General features: G+C 68.7%; 19 protein-coding genes. 15 read left to right on the plus strand and 4 right to left on the minus strand.

Features of this window, described 5'->3' with window-relative positions; genetic code table 11:
* The first annotated feature begins 81 nt into the window (after positions 1 to 81).
* The 4 genes from EV678_RS04600 to menB all read left to right on the plus strand — a co-directional run bounded on the left by EV678_RS04600 (position 82) and on the right by menB (position 2,942).
* On the plus strand, positions 82 to 453 hold the full coding sequence (locus EV678_RS04600; RefSeq protein WP_130458666.1) for an Mth938-like domain-containing protein: 372 nt from the start codon (positions 82 to 84) through the stop codon (positions 451 to 453).
* 5 nt (positions 454 to 458) lie between these two features.
* Positions 459 to 833: an SMR family transporter gene (locus EV678_RS04605; protein WP_014237927.1), complete on the plus strand. Its 375-nt coding sequence runs from the start codon at positions 459 to 461 to the stop codon at positions 831 to 833.
* 277 nt (positions 834 to 1,110) lie between these two features.
* Complete coding sequence (locus EV678_RS04610; RefSeq protein ID WP_130458667.1) at positions 1,111 to 2,019, plus strand: polysaccharide deacetylase family protein; 909 nt, start codon at positions 1,111 to 1,113, stop codon at positions 2,017 to 2,019.
* Positions 2,020 to 2,111: 92 nt separating this feature from the next.
* Positions 2,112 to 2,942, plus strand: a complete 831-nt coding sequence (gene menB / locus EV678_RS04615; protein ID WP_130458668.1) for a 1,4-dihydroxy-2-naphthoyl-CoA synthase — start codon at positions 2,112 to 2,114, stop codon at positions 2,940 to 2,942.
* Positions 2,943 to 2,989: 47 nt separating this feature from the next.
* Here the strand turns inward: menB and EV678_RS04620 are convergent, their stop codons facing one another.
* Entirely contained in the window at positions 2,990 to 3,589 is a 600-nt protein-coding gene (locus EV678_RS04620) for a cytochrome b/b6 domain-containing protein (RefSeq protein ID WP_130458669.1), read from the minus strand.
* Between the two features lie 133 nt (positions 3,590 to 3,722).
* Here EV678_RS04620 and menC point away from each other — a divergent pair, with 133 nt between their 5' ends.
* From menC to EV678_RS04660, 8 genes are all read left to right on the plus strand, one after another.
* Positions 3,723 to 4,787 (plus strand): o-succinylbenzoate synthase, encoded by a 1,065-nt coding sequence (gene menC / locus EV678_RS04625; protein ID WP_130458670.1) that lies wholly within the window; start codon positions 3,723 to 3,725, stop codon positions 4,785 to 4,787.
* 171 nt (positions 4,788 to 4,958) lie between these two features.
* Entirely contained in the window at positions 4,959 to 5,246 is a 288-nt protein-coding gene (locus tag EV678_RS04630; protein WP_130458671.1) for a hypothetical protein, read from the plus strand.
* An 11-nt stretch (positions 5,247 to 5,257) separates the two neighbouring features.
* A complete protein-coding gene (locus EV678_RS04635) occupies positions 5,258 to 5,638 on the plus strand; it encodes a hypothetical protein (RefSeq protein ID WP_165397450.1) in 381 nt (126 codons plus the stop codon).
* A gap of 33 nt (positions 5,639 to 5,671) precedes the next feature.
* Entirely contained in the window at positions 5,672 to 6,352 is a 681-nt protein-coding gene (locus EV678_RS04640; protein WP_130458673.1) for a tetratricopeptide repeat protein, read from the plus strand.
* An 875-nt stretch (positions 6,353 to 7,227) separates the two neighbouring features.
* Positions 7,228 to 8,658 (plus strand): class I adenylate-forming enzyme family protein, encoded by a 1,431-nt coding sequence (locus EV678_RS04645; protein WP_130458674.1) that lies wholly within the window; start codon positions 7,228 to 7,230, stop codon positions 8,656 to 8,658.
* Positions 8,655 to 10,094 carry an isochorismate synthase gene (locus EV678_RS04650; RefSeq protein ID WP_130458675.1) on the plus strand — a complete coding sequence of 480 codons (1,440 nt, stop codon included), beginning with the start codon at positions 8,655 to 8,657 and terminating at the stop codon, positions 10,092 to 10,094. Before EV678_RS04645 ends, EV678_RS04650 begins: the two co-directional genes overlap by 4 nt.
* An 18-nt stretch (positions 10,095 to 10,112) precedes the next feature.
* The gene (gene menD, locus EV678_RS04655; protein ID WP_130458676.1) at positions 10,113 to 11,888 is read left to right on the plus strand and encodes a 2-succinyl-5-enolpyruvyl-6-hydroxy-3-cyclohexene-1-carboxylic-acid synthase; all 1,776 of its coding nucleotides are present in this window, start codon (positions 10,113 to 10,115) and stop codon (positions 11,886 to 11,888) included.
* 199 nt (positions 11,889 to 12,087) lie between these two features.
* Positions 12,088 to 12,930: an alpha/beta hydrolase gene (locus tag EV678_RS04660; protein WP_207222169.1), complete on the plus strand. Its 843-nt coding sequence runs from the start codon at positions 12,088 to 12,090 to the stop codon at positions 12,928 to 12,930.
* Positions 12,931 to 12,942: 12 nt separating this feature from the next.
* On the opposite strand, the gene EV678_RS04665 is transcribed toward EV678_RS04660, so the two are convergent.
* From EV678_RS04665 to EV678_RS04675, 3 genes are all read right to left on the minus strand, one after another.
* The gene (locus EV678_RS04665; RefSeq protein WP_130458677.1) at positions 12,943 to 13,704 is read right to left on the minus strand and encodes a YdcF family protein; all 762 of its coding nucleotides are present in this window, start codon (positions 13,702 to 13,704) and stop codon (positions 12,943 to 12,945) included.
* Between the two features lie 246 nt (positions 13,705 to 13,950).
* Positions 13,951 to 15,900: a propionate--CoA ligase gene (locus tag EV678_RS04670; RefSeq protein ID WP_130458678.1), complete on the minus strand. Its 1,950-nt coding sequence runs from the start codon at positions 15,898 to 15,900 to the stop codon at positions 13,951 to 13,953.
* A gap of 41 nt (positions 15,901 to 15,941) precedes the next feature.
* Positions 15,942 to 17,108, minus strand: a complete 1,167-nt coding sequence (locus tag EV678_RS04675; RefSeq protein WP_130458679.1) for a response regulator — start codon at positions 17,106 to 17,108, stop codon at positions 15,942 to 15,944.
* A 243-nt stretch (positions 17,109 to 17,351) separates the two neighbouring features.
* Between EV678_RS04675 and EV678_RS04680 the strand changes: the two genes are divergently transcribed.
* From EV678_RS04680 to EV678_RS04690, 3 genes are all read left to right on the plus strand, one after another.
* Entirely contained in the window at positions 17,352 to 17,873 is a 522-nt protein-coding gene (locus EV678_RS04680) for a C40 family peptidase (RefSeq protein WP_014237943.1), read from the plus strand.
* A gap of 175 nt (positions 17,874 to 18,048) precedes the next feature.
* Complete coding sequence (locus tag EV678_RS04685) at positions 18,049 to 19,071, plus strand: Fe(3+) ABC transporter substrate-binding protein (RefSeq protein ID WP_130458680.1); 1,023 nt, start codon at positions 18,049 to 18,051, stop codon at positions 19,069 to 19,071.
* 108 nt (positions 19,072 to 19,179) lie between these two features.
* Positions 19,180 to 19,599, plus strand: coding sequence for a hypothetical protein (locus EV678_RS04690; protein ID WP_130458681.1), 420 nt, complete (start codon positions 19,180 to 19,182; stop codon positions 19,597 to 19,599).
* Positions 19,600 to 19,614 lie beyond the last annotated feature (15 nt).

The following is a 19,614-nucleotide window of genomic DNA, read 5'->3' on the forward strand; positions in this document are numbered from 1 at the left end:
AGCGGCCGGACGGTCCGGACGGGCGCGTAAAAAGGCTATAATCCTACCCTTTCTTACCCCGTTTGTGCACCGCAGCCGACCATGAAGCTCCACAGAGACAGTACAGACGGCCATTATTCCTTCACCGGCTACGGTGACGACTACGTGGCCATCAACGGTAAGAACCACCAGGGCAATCTGGTGCTGCTGCCCCGGCGCCTGATCCAGGACTGGACCGACGCCACTTTCGACAGCCTGACCCAGGCCGATTTCGACTTCCTCGCCGAGCTGAAGATGGAAATCATGATCCTCGGCACCGGCGCCAAGCAGCGCTTTCCCCATCCCCAACTGCTGCAGGGCCTGATGCGGGCCGGCGTCGGCCTGGAGGTGATGAACACCCAGGCCGCCTGCCGCACCTACAACATCCTGGTGGCGGAAGGCCGCAGCGTCGGTTGCGCCCTGCTGCAGGGCTGAGGGGCATGAACGCCATCAGCTTTTCCCTGATCCTGGCCGGCGTCATCCTCAACGCCGCCGGGCAACTGCTGCTCAAGGCCGGCACCAACGCCGTCGGCCACTTCGATTTCCACCTGGACAACGTCCTGCCCATCGGCCTCAAGCTGGCCTTCAACCCCTTCATCCTCTCCGGCATGGTGGCCTACGGCGTCAGCCTGGTGGTGTGGATCATGGCCCTCTCCCGGGTGCCCGTCTCCATCGCCTACCCCATGCTCTCCATCGGCTACGTCATCAATGCCTTCATCGCCTGGCACTGGTTCGGCGAAGCCCTCAGCGCCCAGAAGCTCCTCGGCATCGGCTGCATCGTCCTCGGCGTGTACGTCATCACCCGCTCCGCCTGAAGTCCGTCAGAAAGGCGTCAGTAGATATCCTTACAATTGAGGCTGTCCTCTCCTCCAAGACGGACAGCTGTACTTTCAACGCGCTCCGGACCCAACGCCGGAGCGCGTTTTTTCATTGGCGGATAGCGTTGCCCGCGTTGTTCCCGCCCATTTCCGTCCACACGGCCACCGCAAACGGCCGGAATGAAACTACAATCTCCCCCCGGCCGCTGCGCAAGACGGCGCCAATCCCATTGTCGGCCGCGACGGCCTCTCCAGTCAGACCCGAAATCGCCCCATGTCCCAGCCCAAACTCGCCCTCAAGATCAATGTCGACACCCTGCGCGGCGCCCGCGTCGGCGTGCCCCGCCTGGTGGAAGCCCTGCAGAAGCACGGCGCCCAGGCCACCTTCTTCTTCTCCCTGGGCAAGGACAACACGGGCTACGTGCCGCCCCGCACCACGCCGGCCGGGCAGAAGAGCTTCTCCCGCCTGGAGCGCTACGGCTTCACCAGCCTGCTCTACGGCGCCTGGATTCCTGCTCCCGAGATCGGCCGCCGCGCTGCCCACATCCTGCGGGCCGTGCATGAGGCCGGCTTCGAGACCGGCATCCAGAGCTGGGACCGGGTGATGTGGCAGAAGAAGCTGGCCCAGGCCGATAACGAATGGGTGGAAGTGGAAATAGCCAAGGCCGCCAAGCGCTACGAGGACATTCTCGGCCAGCGCCCCGCCGCCGGCGCCGCCAGCGGCTGGCAGACCACCCGCCACGCCCTGCGCCTGACCCAGCGGCTGGGCCTGGCCTACGCCAGCGACACCCGGGGCACCGGCCCCTACCTGCCGGTGATCGAGGGCGAGCTGGTCAATTGCCCCCAGCTGCCCACCACCCTGCCGACGGCGGAAGAAATGGTGGGCCGGGACGGCATCACCGCCGAAACCTATGCCGACCGCCTGCTGGCCCTGACCCACGACGCACCCGACAACGGCCACGTATTCACCCTGCACGCCGAACTGGAAGGCATGAAGCTGCTGCCCGAGTTCGAGCGTCTCCTGGTCGGCTGGAAGGAACAGGGTTACGAACTGGTGGCCTGCCGCCAGATGGTGGACGCCCTGGACCGGGACATGCTGCCCCGTTGCCAGGTGACCCGGGGCGAAGTGCCGGGCCGGGCCGGCCAGCTCATGCAGCAGGGGCCGGAATTCCTCATGGGCTGAAGGCCTGCCACCCGGGCGATGCCAGATCAAATCGCCGCGCCGCCCGGGCCGTTATACTGGCGCCTTCTTTCCCCATCCCCGCGCCAGAAGCCATGATCCGACCCGCCCTGCCCTGGGTTGCCCAGGCCGACTACTCCGACATCCGTTACGAAACCTGTGACGGCATCGCCAAGATCACCATCAACCGGCCCGAGCGGCGCAACGCCTTCCGCCCGGAAACGGTGATGCAGCTCATCGACGCCTTCCACCTGGCCCACCGGGACAACGCCGTGGGCGCCATCATCCTCACCGGCGAAGGGCCCGACGCCTTCTGCGCCGGCGGCGACCAGAAGGTGCGCGGCGACGACGGCGGCTACCACGACGAAAGCGGCACTCCCCACCTCAACGTGCTCGACCTGCAGATGCAGATCCGCCGCCTGCCCAAGCCCGTGGTAGCCATGGTGGCCGGCTATGCCATCGGCGGCGGCCACGTGCTGCACCTGGTGTGCGATCTTTCCATCGCCGCCGAAAACGCCCGCTTCGGCCAGACCGGCCCCCGGGTCGGCAGCTTCGACGCGGGTCTCGGCGCCGGTCTCATGGCCCGCACCATCGGCATGAAGCGGGCCAAGGAAATCTGGTTCCTCTGCCGCCAGTACGACGCCGCCCAGGCCCTGGACTGGGGCCTGGTGAACACGGTGGTGCCGGTGGAAAAGCTGGAGGAGGAAACCGTGGCCTGGTGCCAGGAAATGCTGCGCCTCTCGCCCATGGCCCTGCGCATGCTGAAAGCCGGCTTCAACGCCGACACCGACGGCCTGGCCGGTATCCAGGAACTGGCGGGCAACGCCACCGGCCTCTTCTACATGACCGAGGAAGGCCGGGAAGGGCGCGACGCCTGGCTCGAACGGCGCCCGCCGGACTTCGGCAAATACCGCAAGCGGCCGTAAAAAAAAAGGGACCCGCCGGGTCCCTTTTTTCATACCGCGGATTGCGCCTACTGCGACTCGTCCGCCACCCGGTACTGGTAGCCGCTGACCATGGACTGGGCCATGGGCGCGCCGCGACGCTCGTGCCAGATCAGGGCGCCGATATGCACGGCGATGAAGGCCCACACCAGATTGGCGCCCAGTTCATGCACTTCCTTGAAGCTGTGGGCCAGTTCCCTGGTGATGCCGCCATCGGCCAGGGGCCCCAGCTGGAAGTAGCCGGCAGCGGCCACCAGCCCGGTGGCGCCCATGCCGATCAAGACCGCGTAAAGCCCCAGGTAGGCCAGGCTGGCCCAGGCGTCATGGCCGAAGGCGCCGGCGTCGGCCTTCTGGCGGCGCAACCACACGGAGACGTGGAAAAAGTCGCTCCAGCGGGCCCGTTGCGGCCCCACCAGGCCCCACAGCAGACGCAGCCCCAGGCCGGCGATGAGGCCGTAGCCAAGCAGCACGTGGCCGTGCCACACCGCTTCCCGGACCGGCCCCTTCTCCAGGGCCTCGGCCCCCAGTTCGGTGGCGAACAGCAGCACGATGGCCAGGGCGTTGAACCAGTGCAAGAGGCGCAGCAGGGGGTCGAACACCCGCTGGCGGCGGTAGGTCACGGTTTCCATGGAACACTCCACAACAGGATGATGCCTGCAGCCTAAGGCCCGATCCTTAAGCCCGCCTTAAGCGCACCGCATCCGCACTCATCCGCCCCGCCGGCCCCTCCCGGCGGCCGGAGCAACCCGCTACACTCCGCCCATGACCCTTCGCACCTTCACCTTCGAGCCCTACCGCCTGCCCTTCCGCCAGCAATGGCGCAGCGCCGCCGGCGGCCTCGACCAGAGGGAAGGCTGGCTGGTGCGCCTGGAAGACGACTACGGCGGCGTTGGCTACGGCGACTGCGCCCCCCTGCCCGGCATCGGTACGGAACCCCCCGCCGCCGCAGCCGCCGCCCTGGTCCAATGGCAGCAACGCTTCAGGGGGCTGGAGGCAGCCACCGCCCTGGAAGCCCTCAACGACGCCGCCAGCTTCGACACCCCCGCCGCCCGGGCCGGGGTCGAAAGCGCCCTGCTCGACCTGCTGGCCCGGCGCAACGGCCGCTCCCTCAACGCCAGCATCCGGGGCTGCGACTGCCGCCAGCGGGTGCGGGTCAACGCCAGCCTGGGCAGCCTCGGCCCGCATACGGCAGATGCCCTGGAATCCGCACTGGAAGCCGGCTTCCAGGTACTCAAGCTGAAGATCGGCCTGGCGCCTGCCTCCCAGGAGATACCCCTGGTCCAGGCCCTGTGCCGACGCCTGCCCGCCGGCAGCACCCTGCGCCTGGACGCCAACCAGGCCTGGCAGGAAGGCGATGCCCGATCCTGGCTCGACGCCCTGGCCGGCCTGCCCATCGACGCCCTGGAAGAACCCCTGGCCCAGCCCAGCGCCCCGGCCTGGGCCGCCCTGCAGGCCCGGGCCGCCTTCCCCCTGGCCCTGGACGAATCCCTGGCCGACCTGCCCCAGGCCGCCCTCTTCGACGGCACCGTGCGCCGCCTCATCCTCAAACTGCCCCGCCTCGGCGGCTTCCTCCCCGCCGTCGCCCTGGCCCAGCGCTTCGCCGCCGCCGGCGGCGACTGCATCGTCACCAGCAGCCTGGAATCCGCCTGCGGCCTCCTCGCCGCTGCCCATCTGGCCGCCGCCCTCGGCGGCGATCTGGCCCACGGCCTGGCCACCGCCGAATGGCTGGCGACGGACCTGGGCGCCCCGCCCCCCGTCGCCGCCGGCTACCTGCCCCTCCCCGCCGGCCCCGGCCTCGGTTTCCAGCCCTTCGCCACGCCGGCCTGAGGCGTCCGCCCGCCGCGGCGAGCGCCGGCAGTTGCGTCCCGGCCTCGACATCCATGCCAATGGCAAATATGCTGCATTCCTGTCGCCTCCCGGGATCGACCCGCAGCCGTCCGGAGAAATAGCGGCCAATGGCGCCACGAACGGCAGCCAACAAAACCCACCTTCCGCCCCATGCTTGAAATCATCATCCAGATCGTCGGCGAATTTCTCCTGCAAGCCATCCTCGAAGTGCTCGGCGAACTGGGCCTGCGCGCCGTGGCGGAACCCTTCAGCAAGCCGCCCAATCCCTACGTGGCAGCCTGGGGCTACGCCATCTTCGGCCTCCTGGCCGGCGGCCTGCTCATGTCCCTGTTGGGCACCTGGCGCGCCGGACGGAGCCAGTCCCTGCTGCGCATCGACCGCTTCGCCTACGGCTTCCTCTTCGCCCTGGCCCTGGTCCGTTTCCGGTTCGCCCAATGACGGCCGCCCCCATGCTGCGCGAACTCGCCAACGTCAGGCAGGTCGCCGGAGAACCCCGGCGCCGCTGGTTCTTCTGCCACGAAATCGATCTAGTCCTGTTCGAGGACGAGCAGGGTATCTGCGCATTCCAGCTGGCCTACGACAAGCCCCGCCGCGAACGCTCCCTGAGCTGGCAGCGGCAGGGTGGATTCCGTCACTACCTGGTGGATGACGGCGAACCCCTGGCGGGAGCCAACCGCACGCCCCTGCTCTACGCCAACGGCCCCGCGGACCACGGCGCCATCATCGACACCTTCCTCGCCCTGGCGGCGGAACTGCCGCCGGAACTGAAGGATTTCATCGTGCACAAGCTGCGGGAAGGCGCCGCAGCAGCCGTTCCAGAAGCCCCCTAGTAAACCTCCCGCCCCCCCCAGGAACCACCATCCATGCGCCATCTGCACCTGATCGCCCTTGTCGCCCTCGTCCTGCTCCTGGGCACCGGCGCCCATGCCCGGGAATACGGAACCCACGATCCCAAACGCCTGCTGACGGTGACAGAAACCCCCTCGGGCAAGCAATACGGCTTCGACGGCGCCTATCTGGACCAGATGCTGAACGACCTGGCCACCCACGCCAAAAACTACCCGCCCCAGTTCGACACGCCCCAGGACCGGCAACGGGCCACCCAGGACGTCAAGGTCATTTCCGGCATGCTCGACACCCTGGTCAATGTGCCCACCCCCAATCCCGACCTGCTGCTCCGCGCTGCCCATCTCGGCAGCATGGGCCACAACCTGGAGATTCCCGGTGCCGCCGACAAGGCCAACGCCCTGTTCCAGCGCCTGCTGCAGCTGGAGCCGGCCCATCCCCGGGGCAACTACCTGTACGGGACTTTCCTGGCCGGTGCCGGCAAACCCCGGGAAGCCCTCCCCTACCTGGAAAAGGCCCTGGCTGCCGGCATCGCGGATGCCGCCTTCACCCTGGGCATGGCTCACCTCAGCCTCAAGGACCAGGACGGCGCCCTCAAGTACCTGGAAGACTACAAGCGCCGCCGCCCGGGCGACGCCAATGCGGACCGCTTCATCGACGCCATCCGCAACGGCCGCATCGAGATCAGGAGCCGCTAGGCCCCGGACACGGTTTGCTCCACCCGAGCAAAAAAGCCGGGGCGACTTCCCAACATTCTTCCTGAACAAGGACTGAGCACCCTCTCTGCATCAAGCTATCGACATACTCCAACCGAGAACTTATGCTAATGGCAACTTAACTGCGGACCCGGAGCAGTATCACCCGAAGTCATTGACTCGAGATTCCCATACTCCCCCACAGTCCCTTCTTGTGGTTTTCGCCATCCTGCCACTTGCCGGGAGCCATGGATCTCTCCAACAATCCACGCAAGTCGACCGCAAAAGCACAATGACTTTTGCCGCCGGCTAAGCCTTCACGTAAAGCACCTATATGCTCAGAACCCTATTGCGCATGCTGCGGAGAGAAACCTGTCGTGACCGAGAATATGGTCCGATTGTTGTTCAAGGACGCCAGCTAAGTTGCAATGTTTGCGCACATACGACTTTCTGGGCACACCAAGTCCAGCTCCATACGCCGCTGATGACGTTTCTAGATTTGGAAGAGTGGAATCGTGTCGCAGATTGTGCAGTTTGTGCCCGATGTGGACATATGCACTGGTTTATTCCACCGGACTCGTTACCGCAGGAAAATGAACGAGATCAAGGGCAGGCAAGATAAGGTACACATCCCTGATGGAGTTCTTGTGCTGAGGCACGCTTTCATCAGAAGCAATGGGTAACTAACAACATGGTTGGAGATCACTAGGGCATCCCATGGGGGCAACAGTGATGCAATCAAGCCCCCTTTTTTTGCCTAGGCTTGCATCTCCGGTTGCAAGGGCCATGCAAACACACGGAACGGCCCCCGCCCGCCATTCCCAGATTTGACCCACATCGTGTAGCCCCCCGCCGGCCCTGCGTATAATCAGGCGCTGATGAACCCCGCGCCTTTCATTGATCCCCACGAGCCCCTGGACTGGCTCGGTCCCCTGTCCGAAGATCCGCTCCAGCTGGTCACCTCCGACGGTGCCTGGCGGCGTGGGGCGCTGGTGGCGGATGGCGGGGCATTGGCCGCTGCGCTCCTTGCCTGGGGCGCTGCTCCCGGCACCATCCTCCTCGCTCCCCTGCCCGCCCCGGACCTGGCCCGGCTGTTTTTCGCCTGCGCCCGGGCCGGCATCGCCCTCTTTCCCCTGGACCCGGCCACTTCGCCGCAACGCCGCGCCGCCCTGCTGGCCCTGGCCGGCCCCCGGGGCCGTCTGCTGGAGGCCTTGCCGTCTGCCGCTGCGATTGCGGCGGCTACCGATCCCTTGCCAGCGGTGCCGGTGGCAGCCCAGCCGGCCCTGGTCATCGCCACCAGCGGCAGCGAGGGCGAACCCAAGGGCGTGGTGCTGACCCACGCCAACCTGGCGGCGGCGGCGGATGCCTCGGCCGAGCGCCTGCCCCTGAGCCCGGGCGACACCTGGCTGGACTGCCTGCCCCTGCACCACATCGGCGGCGTCTCCATCCTCGCCCGCTGCGCCCGCAGCGGCGCCACGGCCCGGGTGCTGGACCGCTTCACGGTGGAAGCGGTGGCCGCGGCCCTGGCCGCAGGAGACATCACCCACCTGTCTCTGGTGCCGGCCATGCTCGACCGGCTGCTGGAGGCCGGCGTCCCGCCGGGCCCGCTGCGCTACGTGCTGGTGGGCGGCGCCGCCCTTTCCGCCCCCCTCTTCCGCCGCGCCATGGCTGCCGGCTGGCCCCTCTGCGTCAGCTACGGCCTTTCCGAATGCGCCGCCCAGGTCGCCACCTGGATCCATCCGCCCCCCGATGCCTGGCAGGAAGGCCGGGTCGGTGCGCCCCTGGCCGGCTGCCGTGTCGAACTGGATCGGCAAGGACGGCTGCGCCTGGCCGGGCCCCAGGTGATGTGGGGCTATCTCAATCCGGACCTGGAGCCGGGCCGGGGCCTGACGGACGGCGCCCTGGTCAGCGGCGACCTGGCCCGCCTGGAGGCGGATGGCAGCCTGACCCTGCTGGGCCGGGCCGACGACATGCTGGTCAGCGGCGGCGTCAATGTGCATCCGGCCGAGGTGGAAGCAGTGCTGCTGGCCTGCCCCGGCGTGCGCGACGCGGCGGTGACGGCCCTGCCCGACACGGTGTGGGGCGACCGGCTGCTGGCCCTGGTGGTGGGGGACTCCGCAGCCATGGACGACGCCGGCCTGCACCGCTGGTGCGCCGAACGCCTGCCCTCGCCGCGCCGGCCCCGGCTGATCCAGCGGGTCGCCACCCTGCCGCGCAATCCCATGGGCAAGCTGCAACGTCCGGCCCTGCGGCAGCTGGCCCAACAACTGGCCCAGGACGGGCTGCTGGCCCCAGGGGAAGCTCCATGAGCCGCCCCCAGGCCCGCCCCGCCGCCGGCACCGCCAGTCTCGGCCAGCGCTATCCCGGCCTGGCCGGGGAACTGGCGGCCCTGGCCGCCCGGGCCCGTCCCACGGACCTCCTCAGCCTGTGCCTGCCGGCGCCCCCGTTGCCCATGGCCGGCCCCCTGCCTTACATCGCAGCCCCCGACAGCCTGGCCTGGCAGCGGCCGGACGACGCCTGGCTGGCCCTGGGCGCCGCCTGCACCGTGGAAAGCGCCGGGCCGGGTCGCTTCACCGCCCTCAACGGCGCCTGGCAGGGCCTGGCGGCCCGCTGGCAGATTGCCGCCACATCGCAGGACAGTGGTGGCAGCGGCGACCTCCAGGCGCCCCTGGCCCACCTGGGCTTTGCCTTTTACGACGCCAGCGGCGACAGCCCCCTGCCGAACGCCCGCCTGCGGGTCCCCGCCCTGCTGCTGAGGCGCCGGGCCGGTCGCCAGACCCTGGTCCTCACCTGCCCCGCCCATGGCGCCGCCCAGGCCATGGCCGGCTGGGAGGCCCTGTGGCAAACGCTGGAACGGACCCTGCTGTCCCAACCCGCGCCGCTGGCCGCGCTCCACCTGCAACGGCCGCCGGCACCCCTGCCCGAGCAGGCCTTCGTCGCCCGCACCCGGGCCGCCCTGGCCGCCATCGCCCGGGGCGAGCTGGACAAGGTGGTGCTCTCCCGCCGCGTCACCTTCGAGGCCGACAGCGCCCTGGAAGCGGCCGCCGTCTTCGCCGCCCTGGCAACCCAGCAGGCCGACAGCAGCGTCTTCGCCGTCGGCCACCGGGCCGGCACCTTCCTCGGCGCCACGCCAGAGCGGCTCCTCAGCCTGCAGGACGGCCAGCTGCACACCGAAGCCCTGGCCGGCACCGGCTGGGGCCGGGCCGACGCCCCCCTGACCTCGGACAAGAACCAGCGGGAACACGGCTGGGTGGCCGAGGCCATCCGCCACACCCTGGCCCCCCTCTGCGCCGAACTGCAGGCCGCCCCGGCGGAAGTGCTGCAGCTGCCCGGCGGCAGACGCCACGCCGGCCTCAGCCATCTGCGCACCCCCTTCCACGGCCGTCCGGCGCCCGGAGTCGGCCTTTTCGACCTGGCCGCCAGGCTCCATCCCACCCCCGCCGTCGGCGGCTGGCCGGCGGCCCCGGCCCGGGAATGGCTGCAGGCCCACGGCGAGGAGCGGCCCCTGTGGTACAGCGGCGGCCTGGGCTGGATCGACGCCGCCGGCAACGGCACCCTGGCCGTGCCCCTGCGCTGCGCCGACCTGCGCGGCAACCGGGCCGAACTCCAGGCCGGCGCCGGCATCGTCGCCGGCTCCGCCGCGGAACAGGAACTGGCCGAAACCGAGGCCAAGCTCGCCACCATGCTGGAGGCCCTGGCACCCTCGGCCCCAGCCCCTGCCGCCGCCAGCCGCCGCGGCGCCTAACCTCACGATCCTTCGCCCATGAACGCCACCGGCACCACCAACTATCTCTGGTCCCGCCACTTCGCCGCCGCCCTGGCCGGCGCCGGGCTGGCCCATGTCGTCATTTCCCCCGGCGCCCGCTCCACCCCCCTGACCCTGGCCTTCCTGCGGCAGGCGGGCGTGTGCTGCCACGTGCTGGTGGACGAGCGCTCCGCCGCCTTCTTCGCCCTGGGTCTGGCCAAGGCCACGGAACTGCCGGTGGCCCTGGTGTGCACCTCCGGCTCCGCCCCGGCCCACTGGCTGCCCGCCGTGATCGAGGCCGACGCCGGCCGGGTGCCGCTGCTGCTGCTCTCCACCGACCGGCCGGCGGAACTGCACGGCTGGGGTGCCAACCAGACGGTGGCACAGGCCGGCCTGTTCACCGGCTTCGTGCGCGCCGCCCACGCCCTGTCGACGCCGGAGGAAGGTTTCCTGCCGCGCCAGGTGCATACCCTGGCGGCCCGGCTCCTGGCCGAATGCCGCTGGCCCTGTCCGGGGCCGGTGCATGTCAATCTGCCCTTCCGCGAGCCCCTGCTGCCGCCCGCCGCCAAGCTGGCGGCCAGCCCGGACCTGGGCCCGGTCCATCCGCCGGAGGCGCCGCCGCCCCTGGTGCTGCCGGCGCCCCACGCCGTGGCCCAGGCCGCGGCCCGTCTCTCCGGGCGCCCCGGGCTGATCCTGGCCGGCGCCCTGCCGCCGGGCAGCGCCGGCCCCGACTACGCCCGGGCCGTGGCCGCCCTGGCCCGGGCCCTGGATTGCCCGGTACTGGCCGAGCCCCTTTCCGGCCTGCGCCACGGTACCGCCGGGCTTGAGGCCGACAGCCGCCCCGACAGCCATCATTTCCTCGCCCACGGCGAAGCCCTGGTGCGGGATGCCGCCTTTGTCGCCGCCCAAGCCCCGGCCTGGATCCTGCGCTGCGGCGACGCCCAGGTGAGCCGCTCCCTGCAGACCTGGCTCAGCCAGTGCCTGGACCAGGGCACCGAACTGCTGCTGCTGGAAGGAGAAGGCCGCTGGCCCGACCCGGAACGGGGCACCACCCTGCTGTTGCGGGGCGACACCGCCGCCACCCTGGCGGCCCTGGCCCAGGCTGTGGCGGCCAAGGCGCCGCCGGCCTGGATGCAGGCCTGGCGCGCCGCCGAGCAGCGGGCCGGGGACCTGGCCCGGGCCGCCCTCGACGCGGCCGGCGACGACCTGTGGGAAGGGGCCGTGGTGGCCGACCTGCTGGCGGCCCTGCCGGCGGAGAGCCGCCTCTTCTGGGGCAATTCCATGGCGGTGCGGGACGGCGATTCCTTTTCCGGCCTCTCGGCCAAGCCCCTGGAGGAGCACGGCAACCGGGGCTGCAGCGGCATCGACGGCCAGCTGTCCACGGCCCTGGGCCTGGCGGCGGCAGGCAGCGCCGAAGGCCGTTACAGTGCCGCCCTCCTCGGCGACCTGGCGGCCCACCACGACCTCAATGCCCTGGCCGCGGCCCGGGAGCTGGATTGCCTGCTGGTGGTGGTGAACAACGGCGGCGGCGGCATTTTCGAGTATCTGCCGGCCCGGGCCCTGCCCGAATACGAGACGGGCTGGCTGACCCCGGTGCCCCTCGTCCTGGCCCATGGGGCGGCGGCCTACGGGGTGCCTTACCGCCGGGCCGCATCCCGCGCCGAGTTCCAGGCAGCCATCGCCGAGGCCGTTGCCACGGGCGGCCCCTGGCTGGTCGAGGCGGTGGTCGAACGGTCGGAAAGCGTCGCCCGGCACCGGGCCTACTGGCAGGCGGTGAGCGGCAGCGAGAGCTGAAGCGAGGGATGGGCCGGTGGGCGCACGACGGTCATAGCGCCGGCGATCGGCGCCGCCAGGCGCCGTAGCGGCAACGCGGCTGACGCCGGGGATGGCGCCGGCGGCAGGGTCAGCCCCCGGTCAGCGGAGGGTCAGAGGTGGGTCAGTCCCCGGGGCTAGCATGGCGCGCCATAAGCCGATCAACGGCTAGGAGAGTGACTTGCCCCACCCGCTTCCCCCCGGCGACGACACCGCCGTCCTGCTGCTGCACGGCCTCTACAGCAACCCCAACGAAATGTCCCCCCTCGGCAAGGAGCTGGAAAAAGCCGGCTACCGCGTCGCCATTCCCCATTTGCAGGGCTATACGGTGTGCGCCGAGGACGTGCTGGACCGCCGCTTCGCCCGCAGCCCCTGGGAGGAGTGGTACGCCCAGGTGGAAACGGTCTTCGACGAACTGCGGCAGCAGCATCGCCGCGTCGTCGTCGGCGGCCTGTGCATCGGCGCCGACCTGGCCCTGCACCTGGCGGCCCAGCGGGGCCTGCAGGTGGCGGCGGTGCTCGCCCTGGCCACCACCCTTTACTACGACGGCTGGGGCATTCCCTGGTACAGCTTCCTCCTGCCCCTGGGCTACTACACGCCCCTGCGCCACATCTACACCTATCGGGAACGGGCCCCCTTCGGCCTGAAGAATCCCCGGGTGCGGGCCCGGGTGGAACGGGACATGCGGGAAAGGGAAGTCTCCGCCGCCGGCGCCTCGGAGCTGCCCCTCAACGGCATCTACCAGGCCCAGCGCCTGATCGGCAGCATCAAGAAGGAATTGCCCCAGGTGGTCAGCCCCACCCTGGTGATCCACTCCCGGGAAGACGACGTGGCCAGCCTGCGCAGCCCGGAGCAGGTATACCGCCGCATCAGCGCCGAGCGCCGGCGCAAGGTGGTGCTGGACGACAGCTACCACATCATCACCCTGGACAACGAACGGCGCCGGGTCAGCGGCGAAGCGCTGGATTTTCTCGCCCAGGTGCTGGGCGCGCCGGCTGCGGCCCGGCTATCCCGGGCCGCCTGAAAAGCGGCCGGCTCAGCCCCGCAGCCAGTACCAGAAACGCCCCAGCCATTCGTGCAGGGCGGTGCGCGAGGCGCGCAGGCCGTCGGCCTGGGGCAGGTAGTCCAGGGCCGTGGGCACGCCGCGCTGGAACAGGGTCGGCATGGGCACCACTTCCAGGCCCGCCCGGCTGAAGGCCAGGGCCGCCCGGGGCAGGTGCCAGGCGTGGCTGACCAGCAGGACCCGGGACACGCCGGCCTCCTTGAGCAGGGCAGCCGTCTTCAGGGCATTCTCCCGGGTGTTGTCCGACTCGCCCTCAACCCAGCGCACCGGCACCCTGAATTCGTCCCGCAGCACCCGGGCCATGGCCTCGGCCTCGCTCACCTCGCCGCCGTCCGGCGTGCCGCCGGTGACCAGCAGCGGCAGGCCGGTCTGGCGCTGCAGCTGCCCGGCGTAGCGCAGGCGGACCAGGGTCTCGTTGCCCACCGTGTCGCCGCCGTATTCCGGCGCTTCCCGGTAGCGGCCGCCGCCGAGGACGACGATGGCGCCGGCTCCCTTGGCCTTTTCCTGCACCTGCTCCGGCACCACCGGCGGCGCCTCCAGGCGCTGCACCAGGGCGCGGCCCACCACCGGCAGGGACAGCACCAGCAGCAGCAATCCCCCCGTCAGTCCCAGGCTCATGGCCAGCTGGGGGCGTCGCTGTCGGAAGAGGAAGGCCAGCAGCAGGAGCCCCAGACCGTTACCCGGCGGCAACAGAAAGGTAGCCACCAGATTGGTGGCGAGCCAGGACGTGGACATCGCTTGTTTTCCTCCCCAGGAAGGGGCCGCCGGCACCGCGCCGGCCTGCCGCCTATGACGTTTGGCAGACAGTGTAGCCGTTTGCCGCCCCGAGGGGGAGCCCCTGCCGCAACCGGCCGGCAGGCCGCTGCGGAGCGCGGCCATCTGGGCCCTTCCTGCCTGATGCCGGCCTGATGCCGGCGGCGAATGTCCAAAAAAAAGCCCGCTGCAGCGATGCAGCGGGCTTTTTGCCGGAGGCCGGCAGGATCAGGCGCTGAGGGCGGCCTTGATCTGCTCCAGGGCGGTGGGGTCCTCGATGGTGGTGAGGTCGCCCGGATCCCGGCCTTCGGCCAGGGCCTGGATGGAACGGCGCAGCAGCTTGCCGGAACGGGTCTTGGGCAGGCCGGAGATGAAGTACACGCGGCCGGGACGGGCGATGGCGCCCAGGGTCTCGTCCACCCGCTTCATCACTTCCTTCTCCAGGGCCGCCACCAGTTCGGGGGTGGCGATCTTGGAGGCGTCCTTGACCACGGCGAAGGCCACCGGCAGCTGGCCCTTGAGGGCGTCGTTCACACCGACCACGGCCACTTCGGCCACGGCGGGGTGACCCTGCACGGCTTCCTCGATTTCCCGGGTACCGAGGCGGTGGCCGGCGACGTTGATGACGTCGTCGGTACGGCCCAGGATGAAGTGGTAACCCTCGTCGTCCTTGATGGCCCAGTCGTAGGAGGAGTAAACCAGCGGTTCCTTGAACAGGCTGAAGTAGGTGTTCACGAAACGCTCGTCGTCGCCCCACACGGTGGTCAGGCAGCCGGGCGGCAGGGGGGGCACCACGCCCAGGATGCCCTTCTCGTTGGCGTCGCACTCGGAACCGTCTTCGCGGAAGATGCGCACGTCGTAGCCATAGACCGGGAAGGACGGGGTGCCGTACTTGATCTTGGTGTCTTCGACGCCGCGCACGGTGGACAGCATGGGCCAGCCGGTTTCGGTCTGCCAGTAGTTGTCGATCACCGGCAGCTTCAGCTCGCCCATGATCCATTCGTGGGTCGGCTGGTCCAGGGGCTCGCCGGCCAGGAACAGGTGCTTCAGGCTGGAGAGGTCGTACTTGTGCAGGAAGGCGGGGTCGTGCTTCTTCAGCACCCGGGCAGCGGTGGGGGCGGAGAACATCACATTGACCTTGTACTTCTCGACGATCTGCCACCAGATGCCGGCATCCGGACGGATCGGGGTGCCTTCGTACATGATGGTGGCCATGCCGCCGATCAGGGGGCCGTAGATGATGTAGGAGTGGCCCACCACCCAGCCGATGTCGGAGGTGGAGAAGAAGGTCTCGCCGGGCTTGCCGCAGTAGATGTGCTTGATGGAGGAAGCCAGGGCCACGGCGTAGCCGCCGGTGTCACGCTGCACGCCCTTGGGCTTGCCGGTGGTGCCGGAGGTGTACAGGATGTAGGAGGGGTCGGAAGACTCCACCCAGGTCACGGGCACCTGGGCGTCCATGAACTGGGAGCGCAGGGCGGCGTAATCCACGTCCCGGCCTTCGACCTTGTTGAAGGCCTTGTCCAGGCCCCGGTCCACCATCAGCACCTTGCCGGGCTTGTGCTCGGCCTGGTTGATGGCGTCGTCCAGCAGGTGCTTGTAGGGCACGGCCTTGCCGCCGCGCATGCCGGCGTCGGAGGAGACGATCAGCACCGGCTTGGCATCGTCGATGCGGGTGGCCAGGGAGCCGGAGGCGAAGCCGCCGAAGACCACGGAGTGGATGGCACCGATACGGGCACAGGCCAGGATGGCGAAGCAGGCTTCGGCGATCATGGGCATGTAGATCAGGACGCGGTCGCCCTTCTTGACGCCCAGGCTCTGGTAGATGGCGGCCATGCGCTCGACTTCGCGCTGCAGCTCGGCGAAGGAGTAGACCTTCTCCACGTCGGTTTCGGTGGAGATGAAAATCAGGGCGTTGTCGTTGGGGCGGGTCTTGGCGTGGCGATCAACGGCGTTGTAGCACAGGTTGGTCTGGCCGCCGACGAACCACTTGGCAAACGGAGGACGGGAGTAATCGCAGACCTGGTCGAAAGGCTTGTGCCAGTCGATCAGTTGGGCCTGCTCGCTCCAGAAGGCATCCGGTTGTTCGATGGAACGACGATGAAACTCTTTGTAGCTGGTCATAAAACTCCCTCTAGCGTTTGCGTCCTGCACTACTTTGGTTTGCTGATTATTTTTTATGGGGTGGATTCGAGGCTGATCTCGTCCTGTTCTATTTTCACCTAGGGCGCATCCCCACCCGGATTGCGGTTGCCCTGGGGTTCCCCCGACGCCTGGAATTTGGACTCCGGTACGTCTGCGGAAGGCCCGTATTGTAATTCATAATTAAGAAAGCTAAGGAGGGGCATCAAGGCCTTGGCCAAAGCCGCCGCCTGGGGCCGCAATTCCTCGTCCTGCCCGGCGGCCAGCATGGCCAGGGCCTGGTCGACGCTGACCGCCGCACCGCCGCGCACCGCCGCCGGTTCAACGGCAGGCGCCGGCGCCACGGCCCGGTTGCCGCCGGCAGCGGCCGCCGCCGCCCGCCGCGCCTCGGCCATGGCCAGCAGGCTGGTGGCGCTGGGCGCCCCGTCCAGGGGGAAGCTGGCGATGCCGATGCTGATGGTGAGGGGCAGACGCTGGCCGTGCACGGCGATGTTGGAAGTTTCCACCGCATGGCGCAGGCGGTTGGCGAAGGCCTCGCTGGCCGCCCCCGGGGTGCCGGGGGAGACGATGGCGAAGGTGGTGTCGGAATAGTGGCCCAGGCTGTCTTCCTTGCGGATGTTGCCGGCCAGGAGCTTGGCAAAGCGTTCCTGCAGCTTGTCCACCAGGGCGCCGCCGTATTGGGCGGTATAGCGTTCCAGGGAATCGAAGCCCAGCACCAGCACGCTGGCCGGGGCCTGCTGCCGCCCGGCCAGGGAGAGGGCCTGTTCGGCCTGGGCTTCCAGATAGGCCCGGGTGAACAGGCCGCTGTGGGGATGGCGCAGCTGCTGGTCCTGGTGGCTGTGCAGGGCCTGCTCGGCCTGGCCCAGGCGCACCAGGGAATCGACCCGGGCCAGCAACTCGGCGGTGCCGATGCCCTTGGTGATGAAATCGTTGGCCCCCAGAGCCAGGGCCTTGTCCCGGGACTCCTCGTCCTCCTCGCCGGAGATCATGATCACCGGCAGCTGGCGCAGGCGGCTGACCTTGGAATCCCGGATGCGGGCCAGCAGGTCGAAGCCGTCCATCACCGGCATGGACAGGTCGGAAATGACGGCCTGGATGTCGTGGTCCAGCACCAGGGTCTGCCAGGCGGCCTCCCCGTCGCCCTCTTCCCGAATCTCATAGTGCCCTTTCAGGTGCTTGATGATGGAAGCCCGCACCATGCGGGAATCGTCCACGATCAAGATTCTGGGATGGGGTGCTTCGGTCATGATCTTTCCTGTTGGCTCATAGGGTCCGGGGCAAGCAGGGGACGGCGCGGGCGCAGGGGCGGCACCGCCAGGCAAGGCCTGCGCAGCCCACCGGGGTCCCGGGATTATAACCACGGCGCCGCGCCCCGGCGGCGGGGCCGGTGTAAAAGCGGCTTTACCCCCGGCCACCGAATGTGACAGAAGCTTTGTACGTATATGACCTTAGGTTTACAACTGGCTGATTTTCCAATAAAGTCCGGCCCCATGCTGAATAAAAAACAGCTCGCAGCTTCCCTCCTGGCCCTGTTCATCGGGGTTCTGGCCAACACCGGCACCGCTACGGCGGATGAATTCAGGATGGAGCCCCGCGGGGAGGAACCGACCTTTTTCAAACGCTACACCAGCGGCGTCCAGGACCTGATCATCAAGGGCCTGGAGTTCGTTGGCGTGCGTTACGTTCGCGGCGGCAACACGCCGGATTCCGGCCTGGACTGCAGCGGCTTCGTGCGTTACGTCTTCCAGGACTCCCTGGGCCTCAACCTGCCCCGCACCGCCAAGGAAATGAGCCAGGTGGGCGAGCAGGTCGCCAGCAACGACCTCAAGCCGGGCGACCTGGTGTTCTTCAACACCATGCGCCGCGCCTTCTCCCACGTCGGCATCTACCTCGGCAACAACCAGTTCGTCCATTCCCCCCGCCCCGGCGGCGAAGTGCGGGTCGAGGACATGCGCCAGAGCTACTGGGTGGCCCGCTACAACGGTGCCCGCCGCGTCACCGAACAGCAGTAACGCAACACCACCACCTCCCCGACAAAGCCGGCCGATGCCGGCTTTTTTGTTGCCCGCGCCCCAGCCACCGCTGTCGCGACCACCGGTTACAGCACAAGAAACATTCTCATTTACACAAGACTCAAGCCTGACTAGAATCTGACACTTACCTGACCAACCCGTGCTGGAGTTCTCCATGACCCTGCGTCTCCCCTTTCTCGCCGGCGCCCTGGCCGCAGCCCTGTCCCTCAATCTGCAGGCCGCCGAGGAAAACGTGCTGAACCTCTATTCCGCCCGCCATTACCAGACCGACGAAAAGCTCTACGAGAATTTCAGCAAGCAGACCGGCATCAAGATCAACCGCATCGAAGGCAAGGAAGAGGAACTGCTGGAGCGCATCAAAAACGAAGGCGCCAACAGCCCCGCCGACGTGCTGCTGACGGTGGACGCCTCCCGCCTGGCCCTGGCCCACGAACTGGGCCTGTTCGCCCCGGTCAAGTCCAAGGTCCTGGAATCCCGCATCCCGGCCAATCTGCGCACCGACGACTGGTTCTCCTTCTCCACCCGGGCCCGGGTCATCGTCTATAACAAGAGCGCGGTGAAGGCCGAGGACGTGCAGAACTACGACGACCTGGCCAACCCCAAGCTCAAGGGCCAGGTGTGCACCCGCTCCGGCTCCCACCCCTACAACCTGTCCCTGATGGCCTCCATCATCGCCAACCAGGGCGAGGCCAAGGCCGAAGCCTGGGCCAAGGGCGTGGTGGCCAACTTCGCCCGCGCCCCCAAGGGCGGCGACACCGACCAGATCAAGGCCGTGGCCGCCGGCGAATGCGGCGTCACCGTCTCCAACACCTACTACGTGGCCCGCCTGCTGCGCTCCGACAAGGCCGAGGACAAGAAGGTCATGGAAAAGGTCGGCGTCGTCTGGCCCAACCAGAAGACCAGCGGCACCCACATCAACGTCTCCGGCGCCGGCATGCTGAAGAACGCACCGCACAAGGCCGCCGCCGTGAAGTTCCTCGAGTACCTGGCCTCCGACGAAGCCCAGCGCTACTTCGCCGACGGCAACAACGAATGGCCGGTGGTGGCCAGCGTCAAGGTCGGCAACCCGGCTCTGGAAAGTCTCGGCAAGTTCAAGGCCGACGCCCTGCCCGTGGGTTCCCTGGCCATGTACCGGGCCAAGGCCCAAATCCTCTTCGACCGGGCCAACTACCGCTGATCCGAAGCGGCGCCAGGCGGATGCCCCTGGGGGACATCCGCCGTTTTTGATCCCGTTTTTGATCCATCTCCATGGTCAAAACCGCTTCCGGCGCCTAGAATGCCTCCCATGCGACTCACCGCCCTCCTCACCACTGCCATCGCCCGCGGCCTCCTGGCCGTGATGCTGGCCGGTTTCCTGACGCCGACCTTCGGCTGGGAAATGGTGAGTGCGGCCGCGCCCCACGACCATGCCGCCGTGGCCGAGCACCACCACGGCGACCAGGGTGCCCACGACAGCCTGCAGCACACCCACCACGACCAGGACTGCGCCCCCCAGCACCACGCCGCCGGCGACGACGGCCAGGGCCAGCCGGGCCATCACCACTGCTGCGCCGGTCACGTTTTCGGCCACCTCATCGGTCTCACCGCCGACACCACCCTACCGGCCGCTGCCGGCAAGGACGTGCGCCCCCCGGCCATCGCCGCCCGCTATCTCTCGCCCATTCCCCTGGGCCTGGAACGTCCCCCCCGCTCCTTCTCCGCCTGAAGTCCGGCGGAAATT

The organism is Azospira oryzae (genome assembly GCF_004217225.1).
GTDB classification, from domain to species: Bacteria; Pseudomonadota; Gammaproteobacteria; order Burkholderiales; family Rhodocyclaceae; genus Azospira; species Azospira oryzae.